The sequence below is a fragment of the Kitasatospora sp. NPDC097643 genome (assembly GCF_040302625.1).
Lineage (GTDB): Bacteria > Actinomycetota > Actinomycetes > Streptomycetales > Streptomycetaceae > Kitasatospora.
The window spans coordinates 17,385-42,877 of the sequence record NZ_JBEOSA010000059.1; the positions used below are offsets into that span (position 1 = coordinate 17,385).

19 protein-coding genes are annotated in these 25,493 nt (G+C 74.2%); 14 read left to right on the top strand and 5 right to left on the bottom strand.

What is annotated here, in order from left to right:
• Positions 1-42 precede the first annotated feature (42 nt).
• The 10 genes from ABTY15_RS30005 (at position 43) to ABTY15_RS30050 (ending at position 15,626) form a co-directional block, all read left to right on the top strand.
• On the top strand, positions 43-2,889 hold the full coding sequence (locus ABTY15_RS30005; RefSeq protein ID WP_350602175.1) for a hypothetical protein: 2,847 nt from the start codon (positions 43-45) through the stop codon (positions 2,887-2,889).
• A 36-nt stretch (positions 2,890-2,925) separates the two neighbouring features.
• The gene (locus ABTY15_RS30010; RefSeq protein ID WP_350602176.1) at positions 2,926-3,336 is read left to right on the top strand and encodes a GPW/gp25 family protein; all 411 of its coding nucleotides are present in this window, start codon (positions 2,926-2,928) and stop codon (positions 3,334-3,336) included.
• 21 nt (positions 3,337-3,357) lie between these two features.
• Positions 3,358-5,550, top strand: a complete 2,193-nt coding sequence (locus tag ABTY15_RS30015; protein WP_350602177.1) for a putative baseplate assembly protein — start codon at positions 3,358-3,360, stop codon at positions 5,548-5,550.
• Positions 5,550-7,670, top strand: a complete 2,121-nt coding sequence (locus ABTY15_RS30020) for a phage tail protein (protein ID WP_350602178.1) — start codon at positions 5,550-5,552, stop codon at positions 7,668-7,670. The genes ABTY15_RS30015 and ABTY15_RS30020 overlap by 1 nt, the downstream gene beginning before the upstream one ends.
• Before the next feature lie 169 nt (positions 7,671-7,839).
• Entirely contained in the window at positions 7,840-9,516 is a 1,677-nt protein-coding gene (locus tag ABTY15_RS30025; protein WP_350602180.1) for a hypothetical protein, read from the top strand.
• Entirely contained in the window at positions 9,509-11,605 is a 2,097-nt protein-coding gene (locus ABTY15_RS30030; protein WP_350602182.1) for an ATP-binding protein, read from the top strand. The genes ABTY15_RS30025 and ABTY15_RS30030 overlap by 8 nt, the downstream gene beginning before the upstream one ends.
• Before the next feature lie 200 nt (positions 11,606-11,805).
• Positions 11,806-13,113 carry a hypothetical protein gene (locus ABTY15_RS30035; RefSeq protein ID WP_350602184.1) on the top strand — a complete coding sequence of 436 codons (1,308 nt, stop codon included), beginning with the start codon at positions 11,806-11,808 and terminating at the stop codon, positions 13,111-13,113.
• Positions 13,113-14,501 (top strand): hypothetical protein, encoded by a 1,389-nt coding sequence (locus tag ABTY15_RS30040; RefSeq protein WP_350602185.1) that lies wholly within the window; start codon positions 13,113-13,115, stop codon positions 14,499-14,501. Before ABTY15_RS30035 ends, ABTY15_RS30040 begins: the two co-directional genes overlap by 1 nt.
• A complete protein-coding gene (locus ABTY15_RS30045) occupies positions 14,498-14,716 on the top strand; it encodes a hypothetical protein (protein WP_350602186.1) in 219 nt (72 codons plus the stop codon). The genes ABTY15_RS30040 and ABTY15_RS30045 overlap by 4 nt, the downstream gene beginning before the upstream one ends.
• A gap of 112 nt (positions 14,717-14,828) precedes the next feature.
• A complete protein-coding gene (locus ABTY15_RS30050; protein ID WP_350602188.1) occupies positions 14,829-15,626 on the top strand; it encodes an AfsR/SARP family transcriptional regulator in 798 nt (265 codons plus the stop codon).
• Between the two features lie 77 nt (positions 15,627-15,703).
• Here ABTY15_RS30050 and ABTY15_RS30055 read toward each other — a convergent pair whose 3' ends face one another.
• The 3 genes from ABTY15_RS30055 to ABTY15_RS30065 all read right to left on the bottom strand — a co-directional run bounded on the left by ABTY15_RS30055 (position 15,704) and on the right by ABTY15_RS30065 (position 18,434).
• Complete coding sequence (locus tag ABTY15_RS30055; RefSeq protein ID WP_350602189.1) at positions 15,704-16,471, bottom strand: CbtA family protein; 768 nt, start codon at positions 16,469-16,471, stop codon at positions 15,704-15,706.
• A 17-nt stretch (positions 16,472-16,488) separates the two neighbouring features.
• Positions 16,489-16,707 (bottom strand): CbtB domain-containing protein, encoded by a 219-nt coding sequence (locus tag ABTY15_RS30060; protein WP_350602191.1) that lies wholly within the window; start codon positions 16,705-16,707, stop codon positions 16,489-16,491.
• Positions 16,708-17,093: 386 nt separating this feature from the next.
• A complete protein-coding gene (locus ABTY15_RS30065; protein WP_350602193.1) occupies positions 17,094-18,434 on the bottom strand; it encodes a radical SAM protein in 1,341 nt (446 codons plus the stop codon).
• A gap of 353 nt (positions 18,435-18,787) precedes the next feature.
• Between ABTY15_RS30065 and ABTY15_RS30070 the strand changes: the two genes are divergently transcribed.
• Both ABTY15_RS30070 and ABTY15_RS30075 read left to right on the top strand, forming a co-directional pair.
• Positions 18,788-19,903 (top strand): family 2 encapsulin nanocompartment cargo protein terpene cyclase, encoded by a 1,116-nt coding sequence (locus ABTY15_RS30070; RefSeq protein WP_502893627.1) that lies wholly within the window; start codon positions 18,788-18,790, stop codon positions 19,901-19,903.
• Positions 19,904-19,920: 17 nt separating this feature from the next.
• Positions 19,921-20,799 (top strand): geranyl diphosphate 2-C-methyltransferase, encoded by an 879-nt coding sequence (locus ABTY15_RS30075; RefSeq protein WP_350602195.1) that lies wholly within the window; start codon positions 19,921-19,923, stop codon positions 20,797-20,799.
• Between the two features lie 104 nt (positions 20,800-20,903).
• Here the strand turns inward: ABTY15_RS30075 and ABTY15_RS30080 are convergent, their stop codons facing one another.
• Positions 20,904-21,551 (bottom strand): dihydrofolate reductase family protein, encoded by a 648-nt coding sequence (locus tag ABTY15_RS30080; RefSeq protein ID WP_350602196.1) that lies wholly within the window; start codon positions 21,549-21,551, stop codon positions 20,904-20,906.
• A gap of 262 nt (positions 21,552-21,813) precedes the next feature.
• On the opposite strand from ABTY15_RS30080, the gene ABTY15_RS30085 reads away from it, so the two are divergent.
• Positions 21,814-22,875: a phosphatidylinositol-specific phospholipase C domain-containing protein gene (locus ABTY15_RS30085; RefSeq protein WP_502893628.1), complete on the top strand. Its 1,062-nt coding sequence runs from the start codon at positions 21,814-21,816 to the stop codon at positions 22,873-22,875.
• Between the two features lie 47 nt (positions 22,876-22,922).
• On the opposite strand, the gene ABTY15_RS30090 is transcribed toward ABTY15_RS30085, so the two are convergent.
• Positions 22,923-24,188, bottom strand: coding sequence for a YncE family protein (locus ABTY15_RS30090; RefSeq protein WP_350602199.1), 1,266 nt, complete (start codon positions 24,186-24,188; stop codon positions 22,923-22,925).
• 125 nt (positions 24,189-24,313) lie between these two features.
• Here ABTY15_RS30090 and ABTY15_RS30095 point away from each other — a divergent pair, with 125 nt between their 5' ends.
• Entirely contained in the window at positions 24,314-25,462 is a 1,149-nt protein-coding gene (locus tag ABTY15_RS30095; protein WP_350602200.1) for a DUF6183 family protein, read from the top strand.
• Positions 25,463-25,493 lie beyond the last annotated feature (31 nt).

The following is a 25,493-nucleotide window of genomic DNA, read 5'->3' on the forward strand; positions in this document are numbered from 1 at the left end:
CGACCTGAGCGACCCGCCCGACCACCCCCGTGCAGCCCGCTGATGGCCGCCGCAGCCGGGGCCGCCGCCCGCGAGGCCAAGCCGCCCGCACCCGCGCCGAAAGCGGCGCCACCCGCGCCGAAGGCGGCCCCGCCGACCCCGGCCGCGCCCGCGACCGCCCCGGCGGCGGGTGGGCTCGCCGGCCAGCTCTCGGGCGTCGTCCCCAAGGGCCCGGGAGCCGCTGGGGCGGGCGGTGGCGCCGCCGGCCCGGCGGCCCCTGCCGTCGCGCCGGACGTGCCCAAGGACGTCCTGGAGCTCCAGGGCGGCGTTGCGCTGGCGCCCACCCCGGCGGTCACCGAGTACCTGGAGAAGAAGGGCGCCGCCGGGGGCCCGGTCCGGGCCCGGCTGGGCACCCTCGCCGGCGGGACGCTGCACCTGCGGAAGGAGGGGGAGGGGCTGACCACCGGGCCGGGCCAGGAGTACCAGTGGCTGCCCCTGGCCCACCCCTTCTTCCTGCCGCTCGCCCGGTACGGGATCCAACCTGCGCTCGCCGTGCGGGTGGTGGGCGGCACGGTGGAGGGTCATGCGTCCGCGGTCGTGAACGGCAAGCTGCTGACCGGGCCGACCGAGCTGATCGGCCACGTCGTGACCTACGCCGAGCAGTTGGGGCTGGCCGGGATCAGCGAGCTGAAGCTGCCCGGGGTGGAGAACCGGCTCGACGGGCCGAAGCTGATCATCCAGGCCAACGGGCTGCACTTCAAGCTCGGCGGCTTCCTCGCCGCCACCGGCTCGATCGGCTTCGCCAACGAGCTGGTCACCTTCGACGCGAAGGCCACCGGCACGGTGCCCGGGCTCGCGACGATCAACGTACCGGTCAAGCGGGAGGCCGACGGCCGGCTGACCGGTGAGGCCACCGTCGAGGTGGCCTTGAAGGGTTTCCAGGGGACGGTGACAGCCTCCTTCGCGGGGGGCGTCGTCGACGTGCGCGGCAGCGTGCACTACGCCAACGACAAGTTCGACGGCCAGGTGACACTGGTCGCCGCCGACGAGAAGACCGCCAAGCAGCTGACGGATGAGCAGGTGGCGGCGGCGCAGGCGAACACGGCGGCACCGAGGCCGTCCGTCCCCGGCGGTGAGGCGGCCGGGGCTGCGGCCGGACCGGCTGAGGGTGGGGCTGCGCCCGTACCGGCAGCGGCCGGGCCGCGGCCCGGGCCGCGGGTGGTGGCCGGCTGGGGCAACGTCAAGGTGCAGCTCGCCGAGTGGCTGAGCGGCGAGGCCATGGTGGTGGTCGACCACAAGGGGGACGTCACCCTGGTCGGCAAGATCACGCCCCGGATGACCAAGCCGCTGTTCGAGCAGAAGGACTACACCAAGGCGCTGCCCAAACTGGAGGTCCGGGCCCTCTACGGTGTCCCGCTGGTCGGCAACATCTTCGTCTTCGCCAACATCGGGCTGGAACTGGTCGCCGTGCTGGGCCCGGCCACGCTGGACCGGATGGAGCTCTCCGGGACGTGGTCCACCAAACCCGAGGTGCTGAAGAACTTCGGCATCACCGGCACCCTCCACATCGACGCCTTCGCGGGCATCCGGCTGATCGCGGAGGGCGGCGCGGGCCTGGAACTCCTCGGCCACGACATCAAGGCCGGGGTCGCGCTCAACGCCCTCGCCGGGATCCGGGGGTACGTGGAGGCGACCCCGAGGATCGGCTACCGGGAGGTCGCCGACCCGAAGGCCGGCAAGCAGGGTGAGTTCTACCTCGGCGGGCACATGGAGATCGCCGCCCAGCCGTTCCTCGGCCTCGGCGGCGACCTGTTCGTCGCCCTGGTGAGCCCCTGGTGGTCCCCGGCCCCGAGCCACCGGTGGACCTGGCCGCTGTTCCAGCTGGAGTACCCGCTGCCCGGGGAGTTCGGGATCGGGGCGGACGTGGAGTACGTCCTGGGGTCGGGCAAGGTCCCGGAGATCACCTTCGGTGAAGTCGCGTTCAGCGCGGACAAGTTCATGGCCGATCTGATGGGCGACCAGACGCAGAAGAAGTCGGGGCACGACGAGAAGAAGCCCGGCGCGTGGAAGGAGGGCCCCGGCGCGGCGCCCGCGAAGGGGAAACCGGCGAAGGGTGGTGCGGCGAAGCCTGCTGTCGGCAAGCCCGCTGCTGGAAAGCCGGCGGCGGCGAAACCGGGGAAGGGCAAGGGCAAGGGCAAGGGCAAGGGCAAGGACGAGGAGGAGGTGCCGGACCCGGCCAAGCAGAAGCGCTGGCTGGGTGGCATCCAGGCCATCGGCGAGCTCGCGCAGCAGTCACTGAAGGAGCCCTTCGAGGAGGACGCGCTGCGGACGGCCCTGGCCGGGATCAAGAAGACCTACGGGTTCACCCGGCTGGAGGAGCAGCGGCAGGGGAACGAGGCGCTGATCGACGCCCGGATGAGCCCGGGTACGAAGAAGAATCCCAAGGTCAAGGTCATCCCGTTCGAAGGTGGGCTGTACAAAGATCTGGGACGGGAAAACCCCAAGGGCGGCGCGAAGCTGGCGAAACAGGGCACCGAACGCAACCACATGCCTGCGTGGGCGGCCATTGCAGATGCGAAGACACGTCAGATCAAGGCCACCGGGAGCAAAGCCGCCAAGGTCCAGGCGGCTCTGGACGCCGTGACGAAGCGCAGCGCCCCCTCCGTCGAGATGGAGATCGACGACCACAGGAAGACCAACAGCTGGGGGCCGGGCGCCAAGGCGGCAAAGTGGCGCAAGAAGCAGTCCGACCTCCTCGTAGAGGGGAAGTTCAAGCAGGCGATCCAGATGGATGTGGACGACATCCAGAACGAGAAGAAGATCAAGCCCCCCACGAAGTACGCGAATGCCATCCAGCAGATGAAGACCAAGATGCCTAAGGAGTGGGAAGCGCTCGGCGCCGCCAAATAACGCACCGGTGACGCCTCCCTCGGCATCATCGACCGTATGGCAGCAACTGACACTCCCACCGGAGCACCGGCCGACGTCCTGCTCGGCACCGGGGTCCGTCTGCCCTTCCGGCCGGACGGTGGGGGGCTGGCCTGGGCGAGCGGGATGGCGCTGGTCCGGCAGTCGATCGAGACGATCCTGGACACCGAGCCCGGCGAGCGCGTGATGCGGCCGGACTTCGGCTGCGGGCTGCGGCAGTACCTGATGGCGCCCAACTCCGCCGCCACCCGGGCCGCGCTGCGGGAGGAGATCAATAATGCGCTGGCCCGCTGGGAGCCGCGGATCCGGGTGACCGAGGTGTCGGTCACCCCGGGGGAGGAGCCGACCATGGTCTGGATCGACATCGCCTACGTCCGGCTGGTGGACCTGCGGCCCGACAACCTCGTCTATCCGTTCTACCTGCGATGACGGGCAGGGGGTGAGCTGGCCATGGCCCTGATCGGTCCGATCCTCGACGACCGCACCTTCGCTCAGCTCCGCGACGAGCTGATCAAGCGCATCCCGGTCTACAACCCCACGTGGACCGACCACAACGCCACCGACCCCGGGGTGGCGCTGCTGGAGCTCTTCGCCTACCTCGGCGAGTCGCTGCTCTTCCGCTTCAACCAGATCCCGGACGCGACCAAGGTCGCCTTCCTCCGGCTGCTCGGCGTCCGCCCGCGGCCCGCTCAACTCGCCCACGCCCTGCTGGTGTTGGAGACCGACCTGGCCGCCGGAGTCCAGGTGCTGCGCGGTACCGAGGCCCGCGCCGGGGCGGTGCCCTTCGAGACCGAGGGCGAGGTGGTCGCCTGGCCGCTGGAGACCTTCGCCCTCGGCAAGACCGCCGCACCACGCGCCGAGCCCTCCACCACCGAGGCCCGCCGACGTCAGGACGCCGTCGCCGCGCTGCCGCTCGACCAGCGCAACCGGATCCACGAGGGCGTGGAACCCGGCTTCTACGTCACCACCGCCGTTCCCACCGACCCGCTCGACCCGGCGCAGCCCCCGCTGGACGTCAGCAGCACGCTCGACCAGTGCCTCTGGATCGCCCTGCTCGGCAAGAACACCACCGATCCGGCCGCTCTGCGCAACCGGGCGATCTTCCTCGGGATCGTCCAGGACGCCGAACTCCCCAGGCCCTACGACCTGGAGGCGCGCGACCAGGACTCCACCCGGCTGCGTGCGAGCGACCTCACCACCGATCCGCCCGCCTTCCTCTGGGAGCTCTGGAACGGCCCCGACCGGGCGGGCCACGCCGAGACCGCGTTCACCAACCTCACCGTCCTCGCCGACACCACCCGCGGCCTCACCGCCACCGGCGTGGTCACCCTGCAACTGCCCGACAGCTTCCCCACCCACGTCAAGGCGCCCACCAGTACCGGCGACCTGCTCAGCCCGCCCCGGCTGGACGACGACAAGACCGCCGCCCGGGTGGTCGGCTGGCTGCGGGTCCGCCGCCCCGCGACCGAGAACGACGCCATCCACCGGATCCGCTGGGTCGGCGTCAACGCGGTCGGCGTGGTCCAGGCCCGCACGGCCGCCCCCGAACTGCTCGGCACCGGCACCGCCGAGGCCGACCAGACGTACCGGCTCACCCAGCACCCGGTCGTCCCCGGTACCGTCCGGTTGGAGGTCGAGGAGCCGGCCGGCTGGCAGCCCTGGACGGAGGTCGAGACCTTCGCCGACACCGGGCCGCTCGACCGCCACTACACCCTCGACCTCACCGCCGGGCTCGTCCACTTCCCCACCCGCGGCAAGGTGCCGCAGATCGGCGAGCGGATCCGGGTCGTCTCCTACCGCTACGGCGGCGGCGCCGCCGGGAACGTCCCGGCCGGGGCCGTCACCAGCCTCACCGGCGTGGTCGGGGCCAAGGCCAGGAACGTCCTGCCCGCCGTCGGCGGCGCCGACCAGGCCTCGCTCGCCGACGCCCTGGACAGCCTGCCCGCCGAGGTGCACCGGCGCGACCGGGCCGTCACCGCCGACGACTTCCGGGCCCTCGCCCTCGAAGTCCCCGGCGTGCGGCGGGCCGAGACGCTGCCGCTGTTCCACCCCGACACGCTCAGCAGGTCCGCCGCCGGGGTGGTCAGCGTCCTGGTCTTCCCCACCGAGGACCTGCGCGACCCCGGCGCGCCGCTGCCCGACCTGGCCCTGCTGCGCAGGGTCGCCGGCTACCTCGACCCGCGCCGGCTGCTCACCACCGAGCTCTACGTCATCCCCCCGACGTACCTGGACGTCGCGGTCTCGGCAGGCGTGCACGTCCGCGACGGCTACCAGGTGGACGCCGTCCGCCGCTGGGTCGAGCTGATCCTCCGCCAGTACCTCGCGCCGGTGCCGCCGTACGGCCCGGACGGCACCGGCTGGCCGCTCGGACGGGCCGTCCGACGGGCCGAGCTGGAGGCCGTCGCCGTGCAGGTGGACGGCGTCGAATACCTCGACGGCGAACTCCGGCTGGCCACCCGGCCGGGCCCCGAGGGCGCGTGGACGGCCACCCCGCTGGTCGAGCTCAAGGCCTGGCAGGTGCCCCGGCTCGCCGAGATCACCGTCGTCACCGGGCCCCCGCTGCCGCCCGGCGCCGGCTACGGCGCCACCCCGCTCCCCGGCGGCGACCCCGTCCTCGTCCCGCTGCCCCCGGAGGTGTGCTGATGGACGGCGACCGGGCGGTCAGCACGCTCACCGACCCCGACCAGTGGGCCCGCTGCGCCCACGACGGCACGGCGCTGCTGGACGGTGGCGGGGTGAGCCTGGCCTGGGAGGCGCAGCCGGCCCCGTCGGCGGGCCCCGGGGATCCGGCCGGGCTGGCCTTCGACCGGTGGGGGCGCGCCTACCGGTCGTACCCGACGCGCGGGCGGGTCGACGTCCTCGATCCCGAGGCTCCGGCCGCGCCGTCCGGGCACCCCGGCGCGCTGCGCACCCCCCGCGGCCTCGCGGTGGACAGCGCGCAGCGGCTCTACATCGCCGAGTCCTGCGGCGGCGCCGTCCACGTGGTCGACCTGTGGGCCGAGCGGCTGCTGCGCCGGGTGCCGGTGCGGACGGCGGGCAGCCGGCACCGGCGGCCGCTGGACGTGGCGGCGCTCTGCGACGGCGCCGTCGTCCTGCTGGGCGAGCCGGCGGGCTTGGTGCTGCTGCGCGGACGGCGCGGCCCGGTGCGCGGTCCGGCCCTCGGCGGGCCGCTGCACGCGGCGGGCTGGACGCCCACCCGGGTCGCCGTCCGGGCCGGGCAGCCCTATCTGCTCTGGACCGCGCCGTGCGGCGGGCGGGCCGTGGTCGCCCGGCCGGACGGCACCGACCCGGTCGAGGTCGGCCCGGCGAGCGACCTCGCCTTCGCCGCCGACGGGCAGCTCACCGTCGCCGGTCGGCCCGGGCAGCCGTTCCGGCGCTACCGGTCGGACGGGGACGGCTGGGTGGAGACCGAACCGGTGCAGGCACCCGGGTACGACGGCGGGGCCGTCACCGTCGCCCCCGACGGGCGGACGGCGTTCACCTCCGACCAGGGCCTCGGCTGGACGGCCGGGCCGGCGGCCCGCTACGTCCAGACCGGACGGGTGATCGGCTACCGGCTCGACGCCGGCGCCTACCGCACCCGCTGGGGCCGGATCTTCCTCGACGCCTGCATCCCCCCGGGCACCGACGTCCGGGTCGGCTTCCTCACCAGCGACGAGGACGACGTCCCCGACCCGGTGCCGTGGACGCCGGCCGTCCAGGGGCGGCGCGCCATCCGCCACGGCGACCGCACCCCGCCGCTGCCTTCCGCGCTGCGGCTCGCCCGACTCAGGCCGGCGGGCGGGCTGTTCCGTCGGCCCACCGGCCGGGAGTGGCCCTGGGCGCAGATCGCCCCCGACGACGCGTTCGAGACCTACGAGGCCCCGGTCGACGAGGCACCCGGCCGCTACCTCTGGGTCGTCCTCGACCTCGCCGGGACGGCCCGGCTCACCCCGCGGGTGCGGTGCCTGCGGGTCGAACGCCCCGGCCACCGGCTGCTCGACCACCTGCCGCGGGCCTTCAGTCGGGACCAGGACGACGCCGACTTCCTGCACCGCTTCCTCGCCCCGGCCGAGGGCCTGCTGCACGAACTGGACGGGCGGGCGGCCCTGCGGGCCGTCCTGCTCGACCCGACCGCCACCCCGCAGGAGGCCCTCGGCTGGCTGGCCGGTCTGCTCGGGCTCGCCCTCGACCGGCGCTGGCCCATCGCCGCCCGGCGGGCCCTCGTCGCCCAGGCGTACGACCTGTACCGGATCCGCGGGACCCTGGCGTGCCTGGAACGGATCCTCCGGATCTACCTGCAGACGCCGGTGGCCGTCGTCGAGAACTGGCGGATGCGGGGGCTCGGCGGCGCCGTCCTCGGCACCGGCCCGGGCGGGCCGCCGGCCCCGGCGGTCGGCGGCGCGGCCCGGGCGACGGCCACCCTCGGCCGGTTCGCGGTGGGCGGCGTCAAGGCCGACGAGGACGGGTACACGGCGACGGCCCACCGGTTCACGGTGCTGATCGCGGCGCCGCTGGAGGGCGAGCGGCTGGACGTCGTGCGCAGCATCGTCGAGCTGCACAAGCCCGCGCACACACTGGCGGAGATCTGCCCGCTCGGTGTCGGCATGCGGGTCGGCCGCAGCCTGCACGTGGCCCTCACCTCGGTGGTGGGGCCGGGCGCGGCGTGGGGGCCGGCGGTGGTGGGGCACGTGCGGGTCGGCGAGGACGGGGTGGTCGGTGTGCCGACGGCGGCGGCCCGGGTGGGGGAGTCGGCGGTCATGGGGGCGGTGAGGGTGGGGTGAGCGCTCGGGTGGTGGTGGGGTGGCTCGGTGTGGTGTGGGGGCCGGTGGTGGTGGGGTGCGGCGCGGTGGACGGGGTTGGCGTGGCGTCCGGTGTTGGTGGGGGCACGGGTGGGGTGCGGGCTCGGGTGGTGGCGGCCGGGCGGTCGTGGGTGCGGGTGGTGAGGGGCGGATGAGCGGGCCGGCGGTGGTGATCGGGCGGTTCTCGGCGACCCTGCACGACGACGGTTCGGTCGAGGCCGGTCCGGTGGCGCTCGGGGCGCCGCTGCGGTGCGTCGTCGAGGGCGGGCTGGAGCGGGCGTTGCGGGGTGTGCGGTTGCCGCCCGGGCATTGGTGCGTGCGGCGGCTGCGGCTGACCGTGCCGCTGGATCTGGACCGGCCCGGCCAGGCGAGCGGGCAGGACTGGTCGGCGGCGATGGCCGCCGCGATCGAGCGGACCGTCCGGGAGGGGCGCGGCGAGGTCGTCCACTACCGGCACGACGTCGAGCTGCTCGCCGAGGTGGTGGCCGGGGTGGCCGCCGGGCGGACCGAGCGGCTCTGGGCCTGGCAGCAGGCCGGAGCGCTGCGGCCGGGTGATCCGTCGGCCACCGTCGAGCCCCGGGCGGCGGTGCTCGCGGCGCTCGGCCGGGCGCCGCAGCACGTGGCGGCGGCGGTGCTCCGGGCGGCGGTGGACGGCGGGTTGCCCGTCCTGGACCGGCTGTTCGGCGAGGACGGGTGGCAGGCGGTGGCGGCCCTGGCGGCGGTGGCCTCCTGGTGCGGGCCCGGATCGGCCGGCCGGTCCGGTGATCCGGAGGCTGACGCCCCGTCGGCCGCGCCCGTCCGGGGGCTCGCACGGACGTTGCTGGCCGGCTCGGCGCTGGCCGGGCTGGCGCGCTCGGCCCGGCTGCGGCCGGGGCCCGCGACGCTGGCGGCCTGGGCGGTGCTGGCGGCGGCCGAGGCCGATCCCGGCTCACTCCACCGGCGGCCGCACCCCGGGTTGCCGCAGGCGCTCGCGGCGGAGCTGGCGGCGGTGCTCGGCCTGGCCGCCCGGCCGTCGGGGTCGGTCCCGGGGGAGGACCCGGCTCCGGTGGTGCCGGTGGCCGCGGAGGGAGGGGCGGAGGAGCGGCCTCCAGCGGTGGAAGGAGCTGCCGAGTTCGAGGAACCAGTGCGTGCAGAAGCTGAGTTTCCGTCTCATCAACGCGCTGATGCAGCACCGGAGATGGCGGCCGAAGCGCCGCCGACCGGGTCGGCCGAGGAGTCCGGGACGGGCCGGCGCAAGGCCCCGTTCGAGGAACAACCTCCGGACGTGGAGCCCGACTTCGCCGTGGAGGCCGAGGCGGATCCGGTGGAGCGCGGCGGGGGCGGCGGACGCACCGCCTGGGCCGGGCTGATCTTCCTGCTGGCGACCGCCGCCGAGGTGGGCCTCCCGCAGCGGGCGTTGGACGACGCCGCGCTGGGCGCCCGCCCGCTGCGGTGGGTGCTGTACCGGGTGGGGCGGGAACTGCTGCCGGAGGCGGCCCCGGACGATGCGGGGCTGCTCGCGCTGGCGGGCGTCGGCCCTGACCGGGCCGCCGCCCTGCTGACCGCCCCCCGGCCCACCCGGGCCGAACGGGTCCGGGTCCGGGAGCTGGCCTACGGCTGGGCCGCGGCCACCGCCGCACGCCTCGGTGTGGCGGGTGGTCCGGCGGAGTGCCGGGCCGCGGTACGGGCGGTGGCCCGGCGCAGCGGGGAGGTGTGGGCCGAGCCCGGGTGGATCGAGGTCCGGCTCTCGGTGGCCGAGACCGACCTGGCGGCCCGCCGGGCCGGGCTGGACCTGGACCCGGGGTGGGTGCCCTGGCTCGGTGCGGTGGTGAGGTACGTCTATGCGTGAGCTGAACGGAACGGGCGGTAGCCGTCCGGGAGTTGATGCGGGTGCGGAGGCCGAGGCGGTCAGCCGCGGGCTCTCCGCGCGGGCAGCCGTGGTGGCGGTGCGGCTGGCCGGGCTGCTCGACGACACCTGCGACCCGGAGTCGGCCGGGGACTCGGTCGAGTTCCTGCGCGACTGGGCCGAGGCGGCGGCCGAGTCCGCGCAGCCGTACGCCGCCGATGCCGAACCCGTCCACCGGCTGGTGCGCCGTCTGGGGCTGACCGGGGCGGAGCTCGACCTGCTGCTGCTCGCCGGGCTCCCGGAGGAACACGAGGGCCTGGCCAGGATCTTCCGCACCATGCACCCGCGCGGCGACTCGCACCCGAGCGTCGGCCTGGCCGCCCTGCTGCTCGGCCACGGCCCGCACCGCGAGGAGGCGGCCGGCCCGGTCGTCGACCGGGTGGAGCTGCGCCGGCTGCTGCACGAGGGGGCGGCCGTGCGCAGCGGTGCCCTGGCGGTCACCGGCGAAGGGACGTTCCACGACCGCAGCCTGCGGCTGGCCGACCAGCTGTGGGAGGCGCTGCACGGCTGCGCCGCCTGGCCGGCCGCGCTGACCGAGGTCGAGGTCGGGCCGCCGGTCGCCGGGCTGGAGGGGTGGCTCGCCCGGCCGGCCGCCCAGCGGGCCGTCGCGGCACTGCGCTCCTGCGCGCCGCGCACCGTGATCGTGACCGCGCGGGACGAGACCGTCGCGCTGAGCCGCTGCGCGGTGCTGGCGCGCGCCGCCGGGCTGCGGCCGGTGGCCGGCCGGACCCGCCCCGAGTACCCCTCCGGGCTGGGCCTGCTCGGTCTGCACGCGGCGGCCCGGGGCGGGGTGCCCGTCCTGGTCGCGCCACGCCCGGAGGAGGGGGCCGGGCCGACCCTGCTGGACCTGCGCCGGGTGGTCGGCCCGATCCTGGTCTGCGCCGAGCCGGGTGCCGTCCGGCCGGGCCCGGAGAGGCCGGTGCTCACCGTGCCGGTCGGGCCGATCGACACCGAGGACCGGCGGGCCGCGTGGCGGGCCGCCCTGCCCGACGCGGCCGCGCAGGCCCCGGAGCTGGCCGCCCGGCACCCGCTCGACCCGGCGCTGACCGCGCAGGTCGCCCTGGACGTGTACAGCTCCGCCGAGCTCGCGCCGGACGGCGACCGGACGGACGTCTCGGCGGCGATCCGGACCAGGGCCGGGGCCGTCCTGCCGCCCGGGGTGGACCTGGTCAGCCCGCAGGCGCCCTGGGAGCGGCTGGTGCTCTCGGCCGAGCCGGACCGCCAACTCCGCGACGCGGTCTCCCGGTTGGCGTACCAGTCGGTGGTGCTGGACGACTGGCGGCTGCGGGAAACGGCCCGCGCCGACCGCGGGGTCCGGCTGCTCCTCAGCGGCGCCCCCGGTACCGGCAAGTCGCTGGCGGCCGAGGTGCTGGCGACGGCCGCCGGGACGGACCTGCTGGTGGTGGACGTCTCACAGGTGGTCTCGAAGTGGATCGGCGAGACCGAGAAGAACCTCTCCGCCGCCTTCGACGCGGCCGAGCGGATGCAGGCGGTGCTGTTCCTCGACGAGGCCGACGCCCTGTTCGGGACCAGGACGGAGATCTCGGAGGCCAACGACCGCTTCGCCAACCTGGAGACGGCGTACCTGCTCCAGCGGTTGGACCGGTTCGACGGCCTCGCCGTGCTGGCCACCAACCTGCGGCAGAACATCGACGCCGCGTTCGTCCGCCGGATGGATTTCGTGGTGACCTTCGACCTCCCGGGCGAGTCGGACCGGCACCGGCTCTGGCAGCTGCACCTGCCGGCCGCCGTCCGGGACGACGGCGTCGACCTCGCGGCACTCGCCCACCGCTACCCCGTCCCCGGCGGCTGGATCCGCAACGCCGCGATCGCCGCCGCCTTCCGCGCGGCGGAGGCCGGGGGGCGGGTCGGCCAGCGGCAGCTGATCGACGCGATGCGCCGCGAGTACGCCAAGGCGAACCGGCCGTTCCCGGCGGAATCGGCCGCCCCACCCGGGGCGGTCGCGGACGAGCGGGCGCTGCGGGCGCTCGGCGCGGCCGCCGCCGGGTCCATCAGGGAGGAGAGACCATGACGGCGCTCGGCAGCAGCGGTGCACCGTGCGGCTGCGGCGGTACGACGACGACGGCGGGGGGCGGTACGGGGTACCCGTCCGGGACGTCCGGCTCGTCGGGTTACGGCGGGGCCGCCGGTCCGTGCGGACCGTGCGGGTCGGGTGGCTCAGGTGGCTCGGGCGGTGCCGCCGCCGACCCGTGCCGGCAGGACGAGCTGCCGGTGACCCCGTACCAGGCCCTGCGGGTGGCCTTCGGCATGCTGCTCGGCGAGGACGACTTCCGGGTGCTGATGGGCAACCCGCGCGGCAAGCAGATGCTGCACGCGGCCTGGTTGCACGGCCCGGGCGTGGTCTGGGGGTACGGGGTCAGGCTCGACGCCGACGGGGACCGGTTGCACGTCGCGCCGGGCCTCGCGGTGGACGGCTGGGGGCGCGAACTCGCCCTGGAGGCCGAGGGGTGCCCGTCGCTGGCCGCCTGGGCCACCCGCTGGGCCGCCGACCACCCGGTGCCGACCGGCACCGGATCGGACCCGTGCACGGGGGAGGGCCGGAGCGTGACGGCCTGGCTGGTGGCCGAGTTCGGCACCTGCGCGAGCCGGCCCGTCCCGGCGCTGGCCGACCCGTGCGACATCACCCGCCGGCACGACGACTACTCCCGGGTCGCGGAGACCGTCCGGCTGGCGATCCGGCTGGACGAACCGCCCCGGCGCCGCCCCTACCACCGGGTCCGGGTGCTGTTCGGGCTGGACGAGGTCGCCGGCGCGGAGGACGCGGCGGGCCGCCAGGCGGCCGAGGCGGCCGACCGGGTCCGGTCCGCCCCGCCGGGCTGCCGGGCGGAGCAACTCCTCGACGAGTTCCGCCGGTTGGCGGCCTGCGACGCGATCGAGGACGCACCCGAGCGCGAGGACGGCGACTCCTGCCCGCAGCTCTTCCCGGTGACGGAGGACCACGCGCCGGTGGTGCTCGCAAAGCTGACCTTCGACGTGGTCACCCGGCCCGGCGAGGTGAGCGTCGCGAACGTGGAGATCCGGCAGCAGGCGCGGACGGCACTGCTGCCCACCGGGGCGATCCAGGAACTGCTCTGCGGGCTGGCCCCCGCCCTGCTCGGCGAGACCCTGCGCGAGGACGCCGGGGGGCCGCGGCTCGATCCGCGCTCGCTGCTCTGGTCCCGGGGCAACACCTGCCTGAACTTCTGCTTCGACAAGCCGGTGGACCGCACCTCGCTGGAACAGGCCCTCAGCATCACCTCGCTCTCCACGCACGGCGCGGGCTGGGCCACGAGCACCGTCGTCTCGGTCGGGCTGACCGACGGGAACACCCGGGCCGTCGTCGACCTCGAACAGCCGCCCGCCCACCCGCTGGTCCGGCTCCTGATCCGGGGCACCGGTCCGAAACCCTGCTACGGGACGGATCCGTGGGTGCCGTTCGCGGGCCTGAAGGACGGACCGGCGGCAGGCCGGGACGACGGCCACGACGCCGTGGTCACCACGCAGCTCAACCACACCGCCGAGGCCGGGAGGGCCGAGTGATGACCATCGCCGACAGCGGAGCCCCGGCCGGCACCGCCGCCCCGACGGGCACGCCCGACGAGAACTCCGACGGCTCGCCGGAGACCGCGGGCGGCGGCATCGACCGCCTGCACCCCTTCGACGGGCTGTTCCTGCGGGCTGAACACCTGGACCGGATGCAGAACTACGCCCAGGCGCTGAGCCGGGCGGTCGGCCGGTCCGGCGGCCCCGGGGTGGTCGAGGGCTTCCAGCTGTCTGTCGACCGCGGGGTGTTGCAGGTCGGGGCCGGGCTGGCGATCGACTCGGCGGGCCGGCCGCTGCGCTCCGGGCGGCAGGTGTCGCTGTCGCTGAAGAAGCTGAAGCCGGAGAACGACACCTTCTGGTGGGTGGTGGTGTCCCCGGCGGACTGGCAGTACGGCGAGGCCGCCGTCCAGGGGCTGCTGTGCGAGGACCCGTGCACCGGTGGGACGACCAACCGGCAGTTCACCGCCGAGGGCGTCCGGGTCGCGCTGGTGCCGGACACCTCGCCCGATCTCGGCGCGGTGCAGGCCGCCAGGCGGCGGAACTGGCTGGCCTCGCGGCTGTTCGCGCAGGAGCAGCGGCTCGACACGCCGTGGCTGGACACCCCGAGCGTGCTGCCGTCCGACTGGGAGCCGCCGATCGTCTACGGGCGGCCGCCGGTCCGGCTCGGCGTGGTCATCCCGATCGGGAACGACCCGACGCAGTGGGTCGTGGACACCTGGACCGCCCGCCGGGAGGTCGGCGCGCCGCCACCGGAGCGCTGGTGGCAGGGCCAGTTGGGGATGCGGCCGTGGCACGTGTTCGTGGCGCAGATCCTCCAGTTCCAGGCCCAGTTGGCGGAGTGGCGGGGCGAACTGGCGGACCTGGCGGCGAACGCGGCGGCCGAGGAGGAGCTGGCGAGGACCCGGGCGGAGCTGCTGGAGATCGTGGCGAAGGCCGCGACCACCCGGTCCCAGGTGGCGCTGGCGATGAAGGCGAAGGTGGAGGAGGCCATCGAGAACGTCGGCAAGCGGATCGAGGAAGCGCGCGCCGGCCAGCAGCAGCAGCCGGCGCCGCTGGTCGACCGCGGGTTCGACGAACTGCCGCCGGCCGGGTACCTGCCGGTGAAGGCGGACGGCGGGCAGCACCTGTTGCGGGAGGTGCCCAGGCTCCTCGGCGTCGGCGAGCAGCTGCCCCTCCGCCTTCACTTCTGCGAATGCACCCGGGCCGACGTCGCGGAGGCCGTGCAGCAGGCGCAGCACCGTGACCGCATCAAGATCGACTCGATGGCCGATGTGGACATCCTGATCCCGGTGACGGGCTTCGGTGCGAACGACTCCTGGACAGGCGGGTGGGTCGCGTTCGCCCGCAGCCGGCAGCGGGTCTGCAGAGAGGACACCCAGAAGTGAGACCCGTGGACGAGGAGGAGCTGCCGTACGCGGGGGTGTGCGTGGTGCGGGTGGAGCCGCAGGCGTCGGGCCGGTTCCTGATAACGGTCACGGCCAGTACGGATCTGCGGCAGTCGTCGGCCGAGTCGCGGAGCTGGGCGACCGACGCCGGGGCGGTGCTGACGCTGGTGGCGGACTTCCTCCGGGGCTGTCGGGTCGGAAGTGGGCAGAGCTGAGCAGGAGTACGGAGGGAAAAGGACGGGCAAGCACCATCCGGTTGCGCACGGTGACGATTGGGTGACGGCGCGCACCTAGCATCGGGGCCGGGCTTCGAGTGGGAGGACCGTCATGCTTGCTCCGTCTCTGGAAACGCCGATCCTGATCCCGACTCAGGGCGACGCGCCGACCCTGCACCTCTTCGGCACTCCGCGGGTGGTCCATGCGGGGCGCCGCCTGGAGGTGCCCGAGGGCAGTAAACGGCTGCTCGCCTTCGTCGCTCTCAACGGGGGCCGGGTCGAGCGCCGGCATGCCGCCGGCACCCTCTGGCCGCTGGGCGACGACCTCCGTGCGGCGGGCAACCTGCGGTCGGCGCTGTGGCGGCTGAAGGCGGCCGGGATCGACGTCCTCGACTCCGACAAGTGTTCACTCTCGGTGCGCGAGAACACCGTCGTCGACCTGTACGTGCTGTGCGACTGGGCCGGGCGCCTGATCGCGGGCACGGCCACCCCCGACGACCTCTGCACCTTCCGGTGGCGCGCCGACGCGCTGGACCTGCTGCCCGGCTGGTACGACGACTGGGTGCTGATCGAGCGTGAGCGGATCCGGCAGCGGCTGCTGCACGGCCTGGAGGCGCTGAGCCGGCACCTGGTGGCGGCGGGCCGCTGCGCCGAGGCGGTGGAGTCGGCGATGGTCGCGGTCGGCGTCGAGCCGCTGCGGGAGAGCGCCCAGCGGGTGCTGATCGAGGCGCACCTGGCGGAGGGGAACCTGATCGAGGCGCTGCGCAGTTACGACAGCTACCGCGGACTGACCCGGCGCGAACTGGGGGTCGAGCCCGGCCGGGAGCTCTCGATGCTGTTGCGGGGGCACTGCAACCAGGTCCGGCTGCCCGGGGTGCGCTCGCCCGACCGGCCGGCGGCGGGTGGCTGAGCGGAGGGCGTGGCGGAACGGGCCGAGCCGGGCCGGGGGCGACGGGGTGTCGCCTCCGGCCCGGCCCGGGTCCGGTCTCAGTGCGTGGTTGCGGCCGGGGCCGGGGTGGTCTCCCGGGGAGCGGTCGCGGCGGTGGGCTTCGGTGCGAGCAGGCGTTCGGCGAGGTGGCCGAAGAACAGCCCGAAGGAGGCCCAGAGGGTGAGCTGGATGGCGAGGGCGGCGAGTCGGAACTGCCACAGCAGGGTGGCGGAGAAGTCCTCGGGCACCTCGTTGACGGCGGGCAGGAAGGCGAAGGCGAGCCCGACGGCCGTGCCGAAGCCCAGGACGGCGACCACGGTCGCGTACCAGGAACCCAGGCGCGGGGCGAGGCGCTTGCCGGCGATCACGGCGGCAACCGCCAGGAGCACGCTGAGCGCCATCATCAGGAAGTACAGCGTGGTGCGCTCGCCGATCGTCTCCGGGTCGCCCACCGACGGCGGGTTGGCCGGGTACTTGAGGAACGGGACCAGGTAGACGGCGAGGAACGCCGCCCCGGACAGCAGTGCGGCCGTCGCCCGGGGGGAGAACCGGCCGATGCGGCCGAGCGCGAAGCAGTAGGCCAGGCCGGCGATGCCGCCGAACGAGACGCCGTACACCAGCACGCCGGTGGCCAGGCCGCCGGTGGACTGCAGGGTGCGGCTGACCACCTCCATGCCGTGTTCGGCCGTGTGGGCGTCCTCGTAGGCGATGGCGGCGTCCACCTTGGGCTCGCCGAGCAGGTAGGCGACGACCAGGGCGAGCAGGCCGGCCACGAGGCCGGCCAGCATGCCGCGGACGAGCAGGGATCTGACGGTTGCGGAGTTCACGAGGTGGTTCCCCTTGGTCAGTGGCAGGGGAAGCCGAGCAGGTGGCGGCCGTCGTGCACCCACTCGTGCACGTCCTCGCCGGAGATCAGGGAGGTGGCGCCCTGCTCGGCGCCGACGAAGTAGATGAGGGCCATCAGCAGGATGCCGAAGAAGACGGCCCAGGGCAGGATCGCCTTGACCGAGATGGGGGTGACCGCCGGCGCGGCGGGGGCGGCGGGCGCGATGGGGTGAGCCATGGCCGTTTCTCCTTCTGGGAACACGCGTCCCGTATTGGTGGAGCACGGACGACGGAGGCGGGTCTGACTTACCGGGCCCCAGGGGCCCGTCTCACAGTGGCGCGACCGTGCCGGCCTCGGACCGGACTTCCACGCACCGTCGTCTTGAGTTGTCGCAGGGACGGTACCGTGTCGCGCCCCCCGGGCCAAGGGGTTACGCGGGGGGCGCGCAGGCGCGCGCACGGCGCATGCGGAACCGTTCGCTTCGGTAGGTACACGCGCGACGCCGTGGTTCCGGGCACCGGAGGGGGGCGAATGGCCGTGCGCGTGATCTTCGTCGCACCGGTGGTCGGGGCCGGGTGGTGGAGCCCGCGGTGCGGGCGGGTCGCGGGGAAACGGACGGGTGGTCAGGCGGGGAGCGAGTCCATGAACGAGCTGACCGAGAAGACGGCGTTGCCGGCGCCCGCCGGGCCGTAACCGGGCGGGGAGGAGAGGCCGAACTCCTCCAGCGTCGCCCGGTAGGTCCGGAGCAGCCGGATGTGGTACTCCAGCGGCGCGCCCTGCGGGTTGGCCCGGCCGAGCGGGGTGGTGGGTTCGGGGCACCAGGTGGTGAAGCGCGGCACGATGCCGTGGGACATGAAGAAGCGCAGGCCCTCCTGCGTGGAGGCGATGGCCTCGTCGACGGTGCTGAATCCGTGCGGCCGGGCCATCTCCACGCCCGCCACGAAGTTGGGGATCACGTTCTGCGGGCCGAACACCTCGGCGGAGTCGAGGATCCGCCGGTGCCACTCGTCCCGGCCGACGTAGCGCTCCTTGCCGGGGCAGTGGAGCTCGAACAGGCGCTTGTCCCAGACCTCGAAGTTGGGGTGGTAGATCCGTACGCCGTAGTCGTGGAACCGCTGGACGTCCGCGCGCGGCAGCGCCTGGGCGACCACCTTGCCGATCCACCGGCCGGGGAAGCGCTCCTCGATCGCCTTGGCGTACTGCCCGTAGAAGTCCGCTTCGTCCCGGCCACCGACGTGCGAGGTGATCGCGCCGCCGGTGAGGGTGTACGCCTGCGAGGCGCGGGCGGTGTCGTGGCGGTCGATCAGCTCCAGCGCCTCCAGCACCTCCTCGACCGGCTTGACCCCGGTGTAGGGGCGCCCGGCGGCCTTGTGCTGGCGCCAGTTGTGGTTGATGTCGCAGTACTGGCACTCCTCCTTGGCGCCGAAGTACTGGCAGACCCGGAACACCGTGAGGTAGATCAGGTAGCCCCACTGGATGGTCGGGGCCACCTCCATCACCGACTTGCCGTTGGCCAGGGTGTGCCGGTAGTAGTCCGGCATCGGGGGCAGGCCCACGTCGGCGATCCGCGCGCCGTCCAGGTAGAGGCCGAGCGCGCCGTCCTCGCCGGCGCCGACCCGGTACGGCGAGTCCGGGTTGACCCGCACCGACACCACCGTGCGGCGCAGCCCGTACGGGCCGCCGGTCAGCACGATCTCCTCCGGCGGCCGGTTGAGCGCGGCCGCGCCGAGTTCGGGCAGGGTGCGGTGGTCGAACGAGAAGATGAAGTACGACTTCGGCTTGACCGCGCCGCCGGTCCCGTCGGCGCTGCCGCTGAGCGCGGACTCGTCGAAGGCCATGCCGCCGCGCAGCAGGTCCTCCTTGATCACCGCCTCCCGGGGCACCTCGGGGAACCGCTCCATGAGGTCTTCGACGAGTGCGGTGCGGCTCCGGCCCCGGTCGTGCCGCCGGTCCTGGTTCTCCATCGCGCTGAACTTCCTTCCCGGCGCCGTCGGGTCACGGTGCCGGGTGTCATTCTTCTCCTCCTTACGGGCGCGGGTGGTGGAGGCCCGGCGCGCGCCGCGCCCTCATGCATCAAGTAATGGCGTTTCAAACGCCGTAGGCGCGAACGTTCACCTTATCGGGTGTAGAAGATCGTCCGGAGCGTGGCTGGGCGAGCCGTGCCGCCTACGGTTGGGAACCGACCGGGACGGGGCCGAAACCGGAGAATCCCCTTCCCGGCGGTTGAGATGACGACCTGTCATATTTTCCGATCCTTTCTCGCAGGGAGACCGTCATGCCCCTGGGTACCAGACCGGAGAAGCCACCGGAGCCGGCGGTGAGTCCCACCGCCATCGAACGGATCCTGCGCGGTCCCAGCGGGCTGGGAACGGCGGGTCTGCAACTGACCCGTCCGTCCGTGCCCCAGCCCGCGCCGGCCGCCCCGGCGCCGCCGTCCGGTGCGAAGCCGCAGGCCGGGGACCCGATCCCGGGGCTGTACCACCACCCCGTGCCCGAGCCCGACCCGGTCCGGGTGGAGGAGGTCAGCCTCAAGATCAAGGCCTGGGCCGTGGAGGAGGCGCAGATCTACCCGCCGGAGTGGGAGGACCAGTTCGACGGCTTCTCCACCGGCCGCTACATGGTCGCCTGCCACCCCGAGGCCCCCAGCGCCGACCACGTGATGCTCGCCGCCCGGCTCATGGTCGCCGAGAACGCGCTGGACGACCAGTACTGCGAGGACCACGGCGGATCCCCGGTCGGCCTCGGCGGGCGCCTGCTGCTGGCGCACACCGCGCTCGACCCGTTGCACACCACCCCCGAGTACCACCCGCAGTGGCAGGAGTCGCTCGCCTCGGACTCCCCCCGGCGCGGCTACCGCTCGGCGATGGAGTACTTCACCCGCGCGGCCACGCCCTCCCAGGCGGACCGGTTCCGGCACGACATGGCCCGGCTGCACCTCGGCTACCTCGCCGAGGCGGCCTGGAACGAGACGGGCTACGTCCCGGAGGTGTGGGAGTACCTGGCGATGCGCCAGTTCAACAACTTCCGCCCCTGCCCGACCATCACGGACACCGTGGACGGCTACGAGCTGCCCTCGGACCTGCACGCCCTGCCCGCCATGCAGCGGGTGATCGGCCTCGCCTCCAACGCCGCCACGATCGTCAACGACCTGTACTCGTACACCAAGGAGCTGTCCGTCCCCGGACTGCACCTGAACCTGCCCGTGGTGATCGCCGAGCGCGAGGAGTGCTCGCACCGCGAGGGGTACCTCAAGGCGGTCGAGGTCCACAACGACCTGATGCACACCTTCGAGGCCGAGGCGGCGGCCCTGGCCGCGGCCTGCCCCGTCCCCACCCTGGTGCGGTTCCTACGCGGCGTGGCCGCGTGGGTCGACGGCAACCACTACTGGCACCAGACGAACACCTTCCGCTACAGCCTGCCCGACTTCTGGTAACCAAGGAGCCCCACCGCATGTCCATCATCGACACCCCCGCCACCGACACCGCCGTCATCCCCGGCCCGGCCACCCCCTACCAGGGCGACATCGCCCGCTACTGGAACAACGAGGCACGGCCGGTCAACCTGCGCCTGGGCGACGTGGACGGCCTCTACCACCACCACTACGGGATCGGCGCCGTCGACGAGGCCGCGATCGGCGACCCGGCCGACAGCGAGCGCGAGAAGAAGGTCATCAGCGAGCTGCACCGGCTGGAGTCCGCCCAGGCCGATGTGCTCCTCGACCACCTGGGCGACATCCCCGCCGACGGCACCCTGCTGGACGCCGGCTGCGGCCGCGGCGGCTCCATGGTGATGGCCCACCAGCGCTTCGGCTGCAAGGTCGAGGGCCTCACCCTCTCCTCCAAGCAGGCCGACTTCGGCAACAACCGCGCCGGCGAGCTCGGCATCGGCGACTTCGTCCGCTCCCGCGTCTGCAACATGCTCGACATGCCCTTCGAGAACGGCACGATCGCGGGCTCCTGGAACAACGAGTCCAGCATGTACGTGGACCTGCACGACCTCTTCGCCGAGCACTCCCGGGTGCTCGCGGTCGGCGGCCGCTACGTGACCATCACCGGCTGCTGGAACCCCAAGTACGGCCAGCCGTCGAAGTGGGTCTCCCAGATCAACGCGCACTTCGAGTGCAACATCCACTCGCGCCGGGAGTACCTGCGGGCCATGGCCGACAACCGGCTGGTGCCGCAGGCCGTGATCGACCTGACCCCCGACACCCTGCCCTACTGGGAGCTGCGCGCCACCTCCTCGCTGGTCACCGGCATCGAGGAGGCGTTCATCAACTCGTACAAGGACGGCTCGTTCCAGTACGTGCTGATCGCCGCCGACCGGGTCTGACACACGCGGTGAAGGGTCTCCCCCCGGGTGGCGCGGGGAGGCCCTTCCGGCTGCTCGGGGCTGCGGCTCGGGCCGGGTCCTGGGCCGCTGCGCCGGGCTGCTGCTCAGGTGCGGCGGGTGAAGGTGAGGTGGGTGACACCGCTCGGGGTGGTCACCGACTCGGTGCGGAAGCGCTGTTCGAGCCCTTCGAGGCCGTCCCAGAGCGGCACGCCGCGACCGAGCACCACCGGGACCACCACCACGTGCAGATGGTCGATCAGGTCGGCCGCCAGGAAGGCGCGGACGGTGCTCGGGCCGCCGCCGATCCGCACGTCCAGGCCGCCGGCGGCCGCCCGGGCCCGGCGCAGCGCCTCCTCCGGCTCCGCCGCCAGGAAGTGGAAGGTGGTGCCGCCGGCCATCTCCAGTCTGGGCCGCGGGTGGTGGGTGAGCACGAAGACCGGGGTGTGGAACGGCGGCTCCGGCCCCCACCAGCCCTGCCACTCGTGGTCCTCCCAGGGGCCGCGCTGCGGGCCGAACTTGTTGCGGCCCATGATCTCCGCGCCGATGCCGTCGCCCCAGGCGCGCGCCATCGCGTCGTCGACGCCGGCCTCGCCGCCCTCGTCGCCGTGCATCCGGCGGAACGCCCTGGTCCCGAAGAACCAGCGGTGCAGACGGTCGGCGGCATGCCCGAAGGGGGCGTCGAGGCTCTGCCCCTCGCCCGTGCCGTAGCCGTCGAGCGAGACCGAGAAGTTGTGGACGCGGACCAGGGACACGGGGGCCTCCTCGGGGGTGGGGTGTCCCAGTATCCGATGTGACGCCGCATCACGGCCGCCATTGACCCGTGGCGCGGAGAGCGGGCCGGATGTTACCCGGCGGTACCCGGTGGGATGACATGACAAGTCGTCACGCTATGGTCGTCCCCTCGTCATCCGAAGCACGCCCCGGTGGGCGATGCTTCGCCCGGCGGCCCGTACCGGGGCGGCCGGGACACACATCCGACTCGGGGGGACAGTACCTGTGACCGTACGCCGCACCATGGCCGGCTTCCTGGCGACCGGCCTGCTCGCCTCGGCGGCCGCCCTGGTCCCGACGCTCCCGGCGCAGGCGGCCGGGGCCGCCGCGACCGGGACGGGGGCCCTGCCGTTCGGCTCGGCGACCACCGTCGGCCTGCACAACACCTACGACCCGGCCGCGTTCCCGTACCTGGCCCAGGGGCTCGACACCGGCACCGGGATGATCGAGCTGGACGTCTGGACCGACATCATCACCAAGGAGTGGAAGGTCAGCCACTCCAACCCGCTCGGCAACGCCAACAACTGCACCGCCGCGAGCACCCCCGCGCAGCTCTACAGCGGCGGCGCCAACAAGAACCTGGAGAACTGCCTCGACGACATCCGGGTCTGGCTCGGCGCCCACCCGGGCGCCGGTCCGCTGGTGGTCAAGCTGGAGCTGAAGGCGGGCTTCTCGGCCAACCACGGGATGGGCCCGACCCAGCTGGACTCGCTGATCGCCGCCCACCTGGGCTCGGCGGTGCTGCGCCCGGCCGACCTGCTGGCCAAGCCCGGCGGCGGCGCGTACACCAGCGTGGACGAGGCGGTGCGGGCCGGGAACTGGCCGAGCCGCTCGGCGCTGGCCGGGAAGGTCCTGCTCTACGCGATCCCCGGCACGGTCGAGGAGGGCAACCCGTTCGACACCCTGCACACCGACGTCGAGTACGGGCGGCACCTGCGCGACCTGGCCGCCGCCGGGCGGGTCGGGGACGCCCAGCTGTTCCCCGCCGTGCACGGGGCCGCCGGCGGCGACCCGCGCAGTGCCTACACGGGCTCGGACGCCGGGATCCGGCCCTGGTTCGTGGTCTTCGACGGTGACGCCGCCGCCTACACCGGTGGCATCGACACCGCCTGGTACGACCGCTCGCACTACCTGCTGGTGATGACGGACGCCCAGAACGTGGCGCCGGCGATCAGCGCGACCGACCCGACCGCCGACCAGGCCCGCGCCCGGACCACGCAGCTGGCCGCGGCGCACGCCAGCATCGTGTCCAGCGACTGGCGCCGGCTCCCGGAGGTCCAGTCGCTGGTGCTGCCGCGCGGCTGAGTCGCAGCCCCGGGGCGTGCGGTGGTCGTGCCGCACGCCCCGGGGGGTCAGCCTCCGGTGGGGCCCGTCCAGTCGGCGGGCACGTGGCCGAGGCGGACCCGCTGCGGGTGGTGGCCGACCGGGACCGAGACGGTCCTGAGCCCGGTCGCGAAGTCGATCGCGGTGACCCGGTCGGCGCCGCTCTCGGAGATCAGGCAGGACCGGCCGTCGCCGCTGACCGTCGCCCAGTACGGCTTGGACGCGGGCACCAGCGGTCCCTCCTGGAGGGTGGCGCGGTCGACCACCGTCGCGTAGTCGTCCACCGTGCCCGCCACGCAGAGCCGGTCGCCGGACGGGCTCATCGACAGGCCGTGGTGACGGGAGTCGTTGGGCCAGGTGGTGCGGTCACCACTGGCGGCCGGGTCGGTCGGCAGGGTCTTCACCCGGGTGATCCGGTCGGCCGCGACGTCGTACTCCAGGAAGCCGTTGAAGAACGACACCTGGAAGTAGAGCTTCGAGCCGTCCGGGGAGAAGACGGCGGGGCGGACGGCGTTGGACAGGCCGCCGAGACCGGCCTCGTCGAGTCGCTTGCGCATGTCGATCACCCGGACGGTGGCGAAGGTGGTGGCGTCGACGACGGTGATGTGCCGGTCGCCCTTCGTCCAGTCCAGCCACGGCGCGTCGAGGGCGGTCTCCACGTTGCCGATGGACATGTTCCAGATCCGCCGGCCGCCGTCGGTGAAGATGTTCTCGTGCGGCTTGTCGCCGGTGCGGAAGGAGCCGAGCTCGGAGCCGGTGCGCACGTCCAGCACGTGGACGGTGTTGGCGGTGGAGGCGGAGACCGCGACCCGGGTGCCGTCGGGCGACAGCGCCATGTGGTCGGAGCGGTAACCGGCCACCGGGAAGCGCCAGTTGATCCGGCCGGTGGCGAGGTCGAGGGAGACCACGTCGGCGAAGCTGGGGCGGGAGACGACCACCGCCGTGCCGTCCGGCGTGGTGTACATGTCGTCGACGAACTGGTCGTGCCCCTCGCCGGGGCCGAGCCGGACGCCGAGGAAGAAGCCGAGCTTCACGGGGTTGAGGTAGATCTCGGCGAGCCGCTGGTCCTTGTCCGGGATGACGTTGATCCGCCCGACCCTGGTGAGGGCGCCGGAGGACTCGATGACGTCGGCGGTGCCGTCCCAGTTGTTGCCGACGAACATCACCTCCCGCAGGGCGGGCCCGGCGGCGCTCGCGGTGCCGGTGGCGGCGGCCGGGGCGAGCAGGCCGAGGGTGGCCGCCAGGGTGCAGAGGGTACGGACGCCGGGACGGCGCCGGGAACCTGACCGGGACATCGTCGCTCCTTCGCGGGGGGTGGTACGACGGCTTGTGAGACGGTCTGTCAGCTTGCGCCACTCGACGGTAGGGAGGGGCGGGCCCGGCTGACAAGACGTCGGACGGCAACGCCTAAGCTCGCCGCGTGGCAGAGACGATCGAGCAGCTGGTGGCCGGACTGGCCGGGCACTTCGAGGTGGGGGACGTGTGCCGGCTCCTCGACGAGCACCTGGAGCGCGGTGACACCGGGTACCTGGCCGAGTTCGGCGCCGCGCTGCACACGCGCTACGGCTCCGGCACGGCGGGCGCCGAGCACCAGTACCTCTTCGACCGGATCCTCTGGGACGTCGTCACCGCCCCCGGGCCGCAGAACGTCACGCTCGCCATGCGGCTCGGCCTGGCCACCCGCGCGCGCACCCGGCTCCCGGCCCGGCGGGCCGCCGCCGTGCTCGCCGAGCACCGGCGCCCGGCCGACCTGGCGGTGCTGTACGCGCCCGGCCGGGCGTACGACGACACCCCGGACGAGCTGCGCGCCTGCCTGATCCACGAGCTGGTCCTGCGGGGCGTGCCGGTCGCCGAGAAGCTGCCCGCGGCGGTGGCCTGGGCGGCCGCCTCGCCGTTCTGGGCCGAGCACCCGCTGGCCCCGCTGCCCTGGTCGCTCACCCCGTCGGAGGGCCGGCCGGACCTGCCGCGCTACTTCCGGGGCGGCGCGGGCTACGGCGTCCAGTACGGGCTGCCGGAGGGCGCCCCGGTGGCGCGCGGCGGCCGGGCCCCGGCGGTGGAGATCGGCCCGGACGAGCCGGACCTCACCGCGGCGGTGGAGCGCTGGGCACGGCGCTTCAACGGCCGGGTCGAGGCGGCCGTCTTCCTCCTCGCCGAACCGCTCGCCGAGCCGCGGGCGCTCCACCCGCTGCTGGCCGGGCTGCCGCTGGACTGCCTGGAGGGCGTCCCGGCCGACCCCGAGCACCTGACCGTCGTCCCCGGCACGGCGGCGGAGGCCTGGTCCCGGCTGTTCGGGGCGGCGGCCATCGGCGGCGGCCGCGAGGACGAGAACTGGTGGTACGGCGCCTACGGCCGGCTGGCCGCCTGGCGCTCGCTGGCCGCCCTGGTCGGGGCACCCGCGGGCGCCTCGGTCGCCGAGGTGGAGCGACGGGCCGGGGACTGCGCCTGGTACGGCTTCCAGCCCGCCAACGAGTGGTTCAACCGGGACAGCATGGACATCGGCCTGCTCACCCTCACCCCGGACGGCCGCCGGCTCGCCGTGCTGGCCGCCACCGACTACGACGGCGGCTGACCTCCCGCGGGTGGACCCGCCGGAGCCCTGG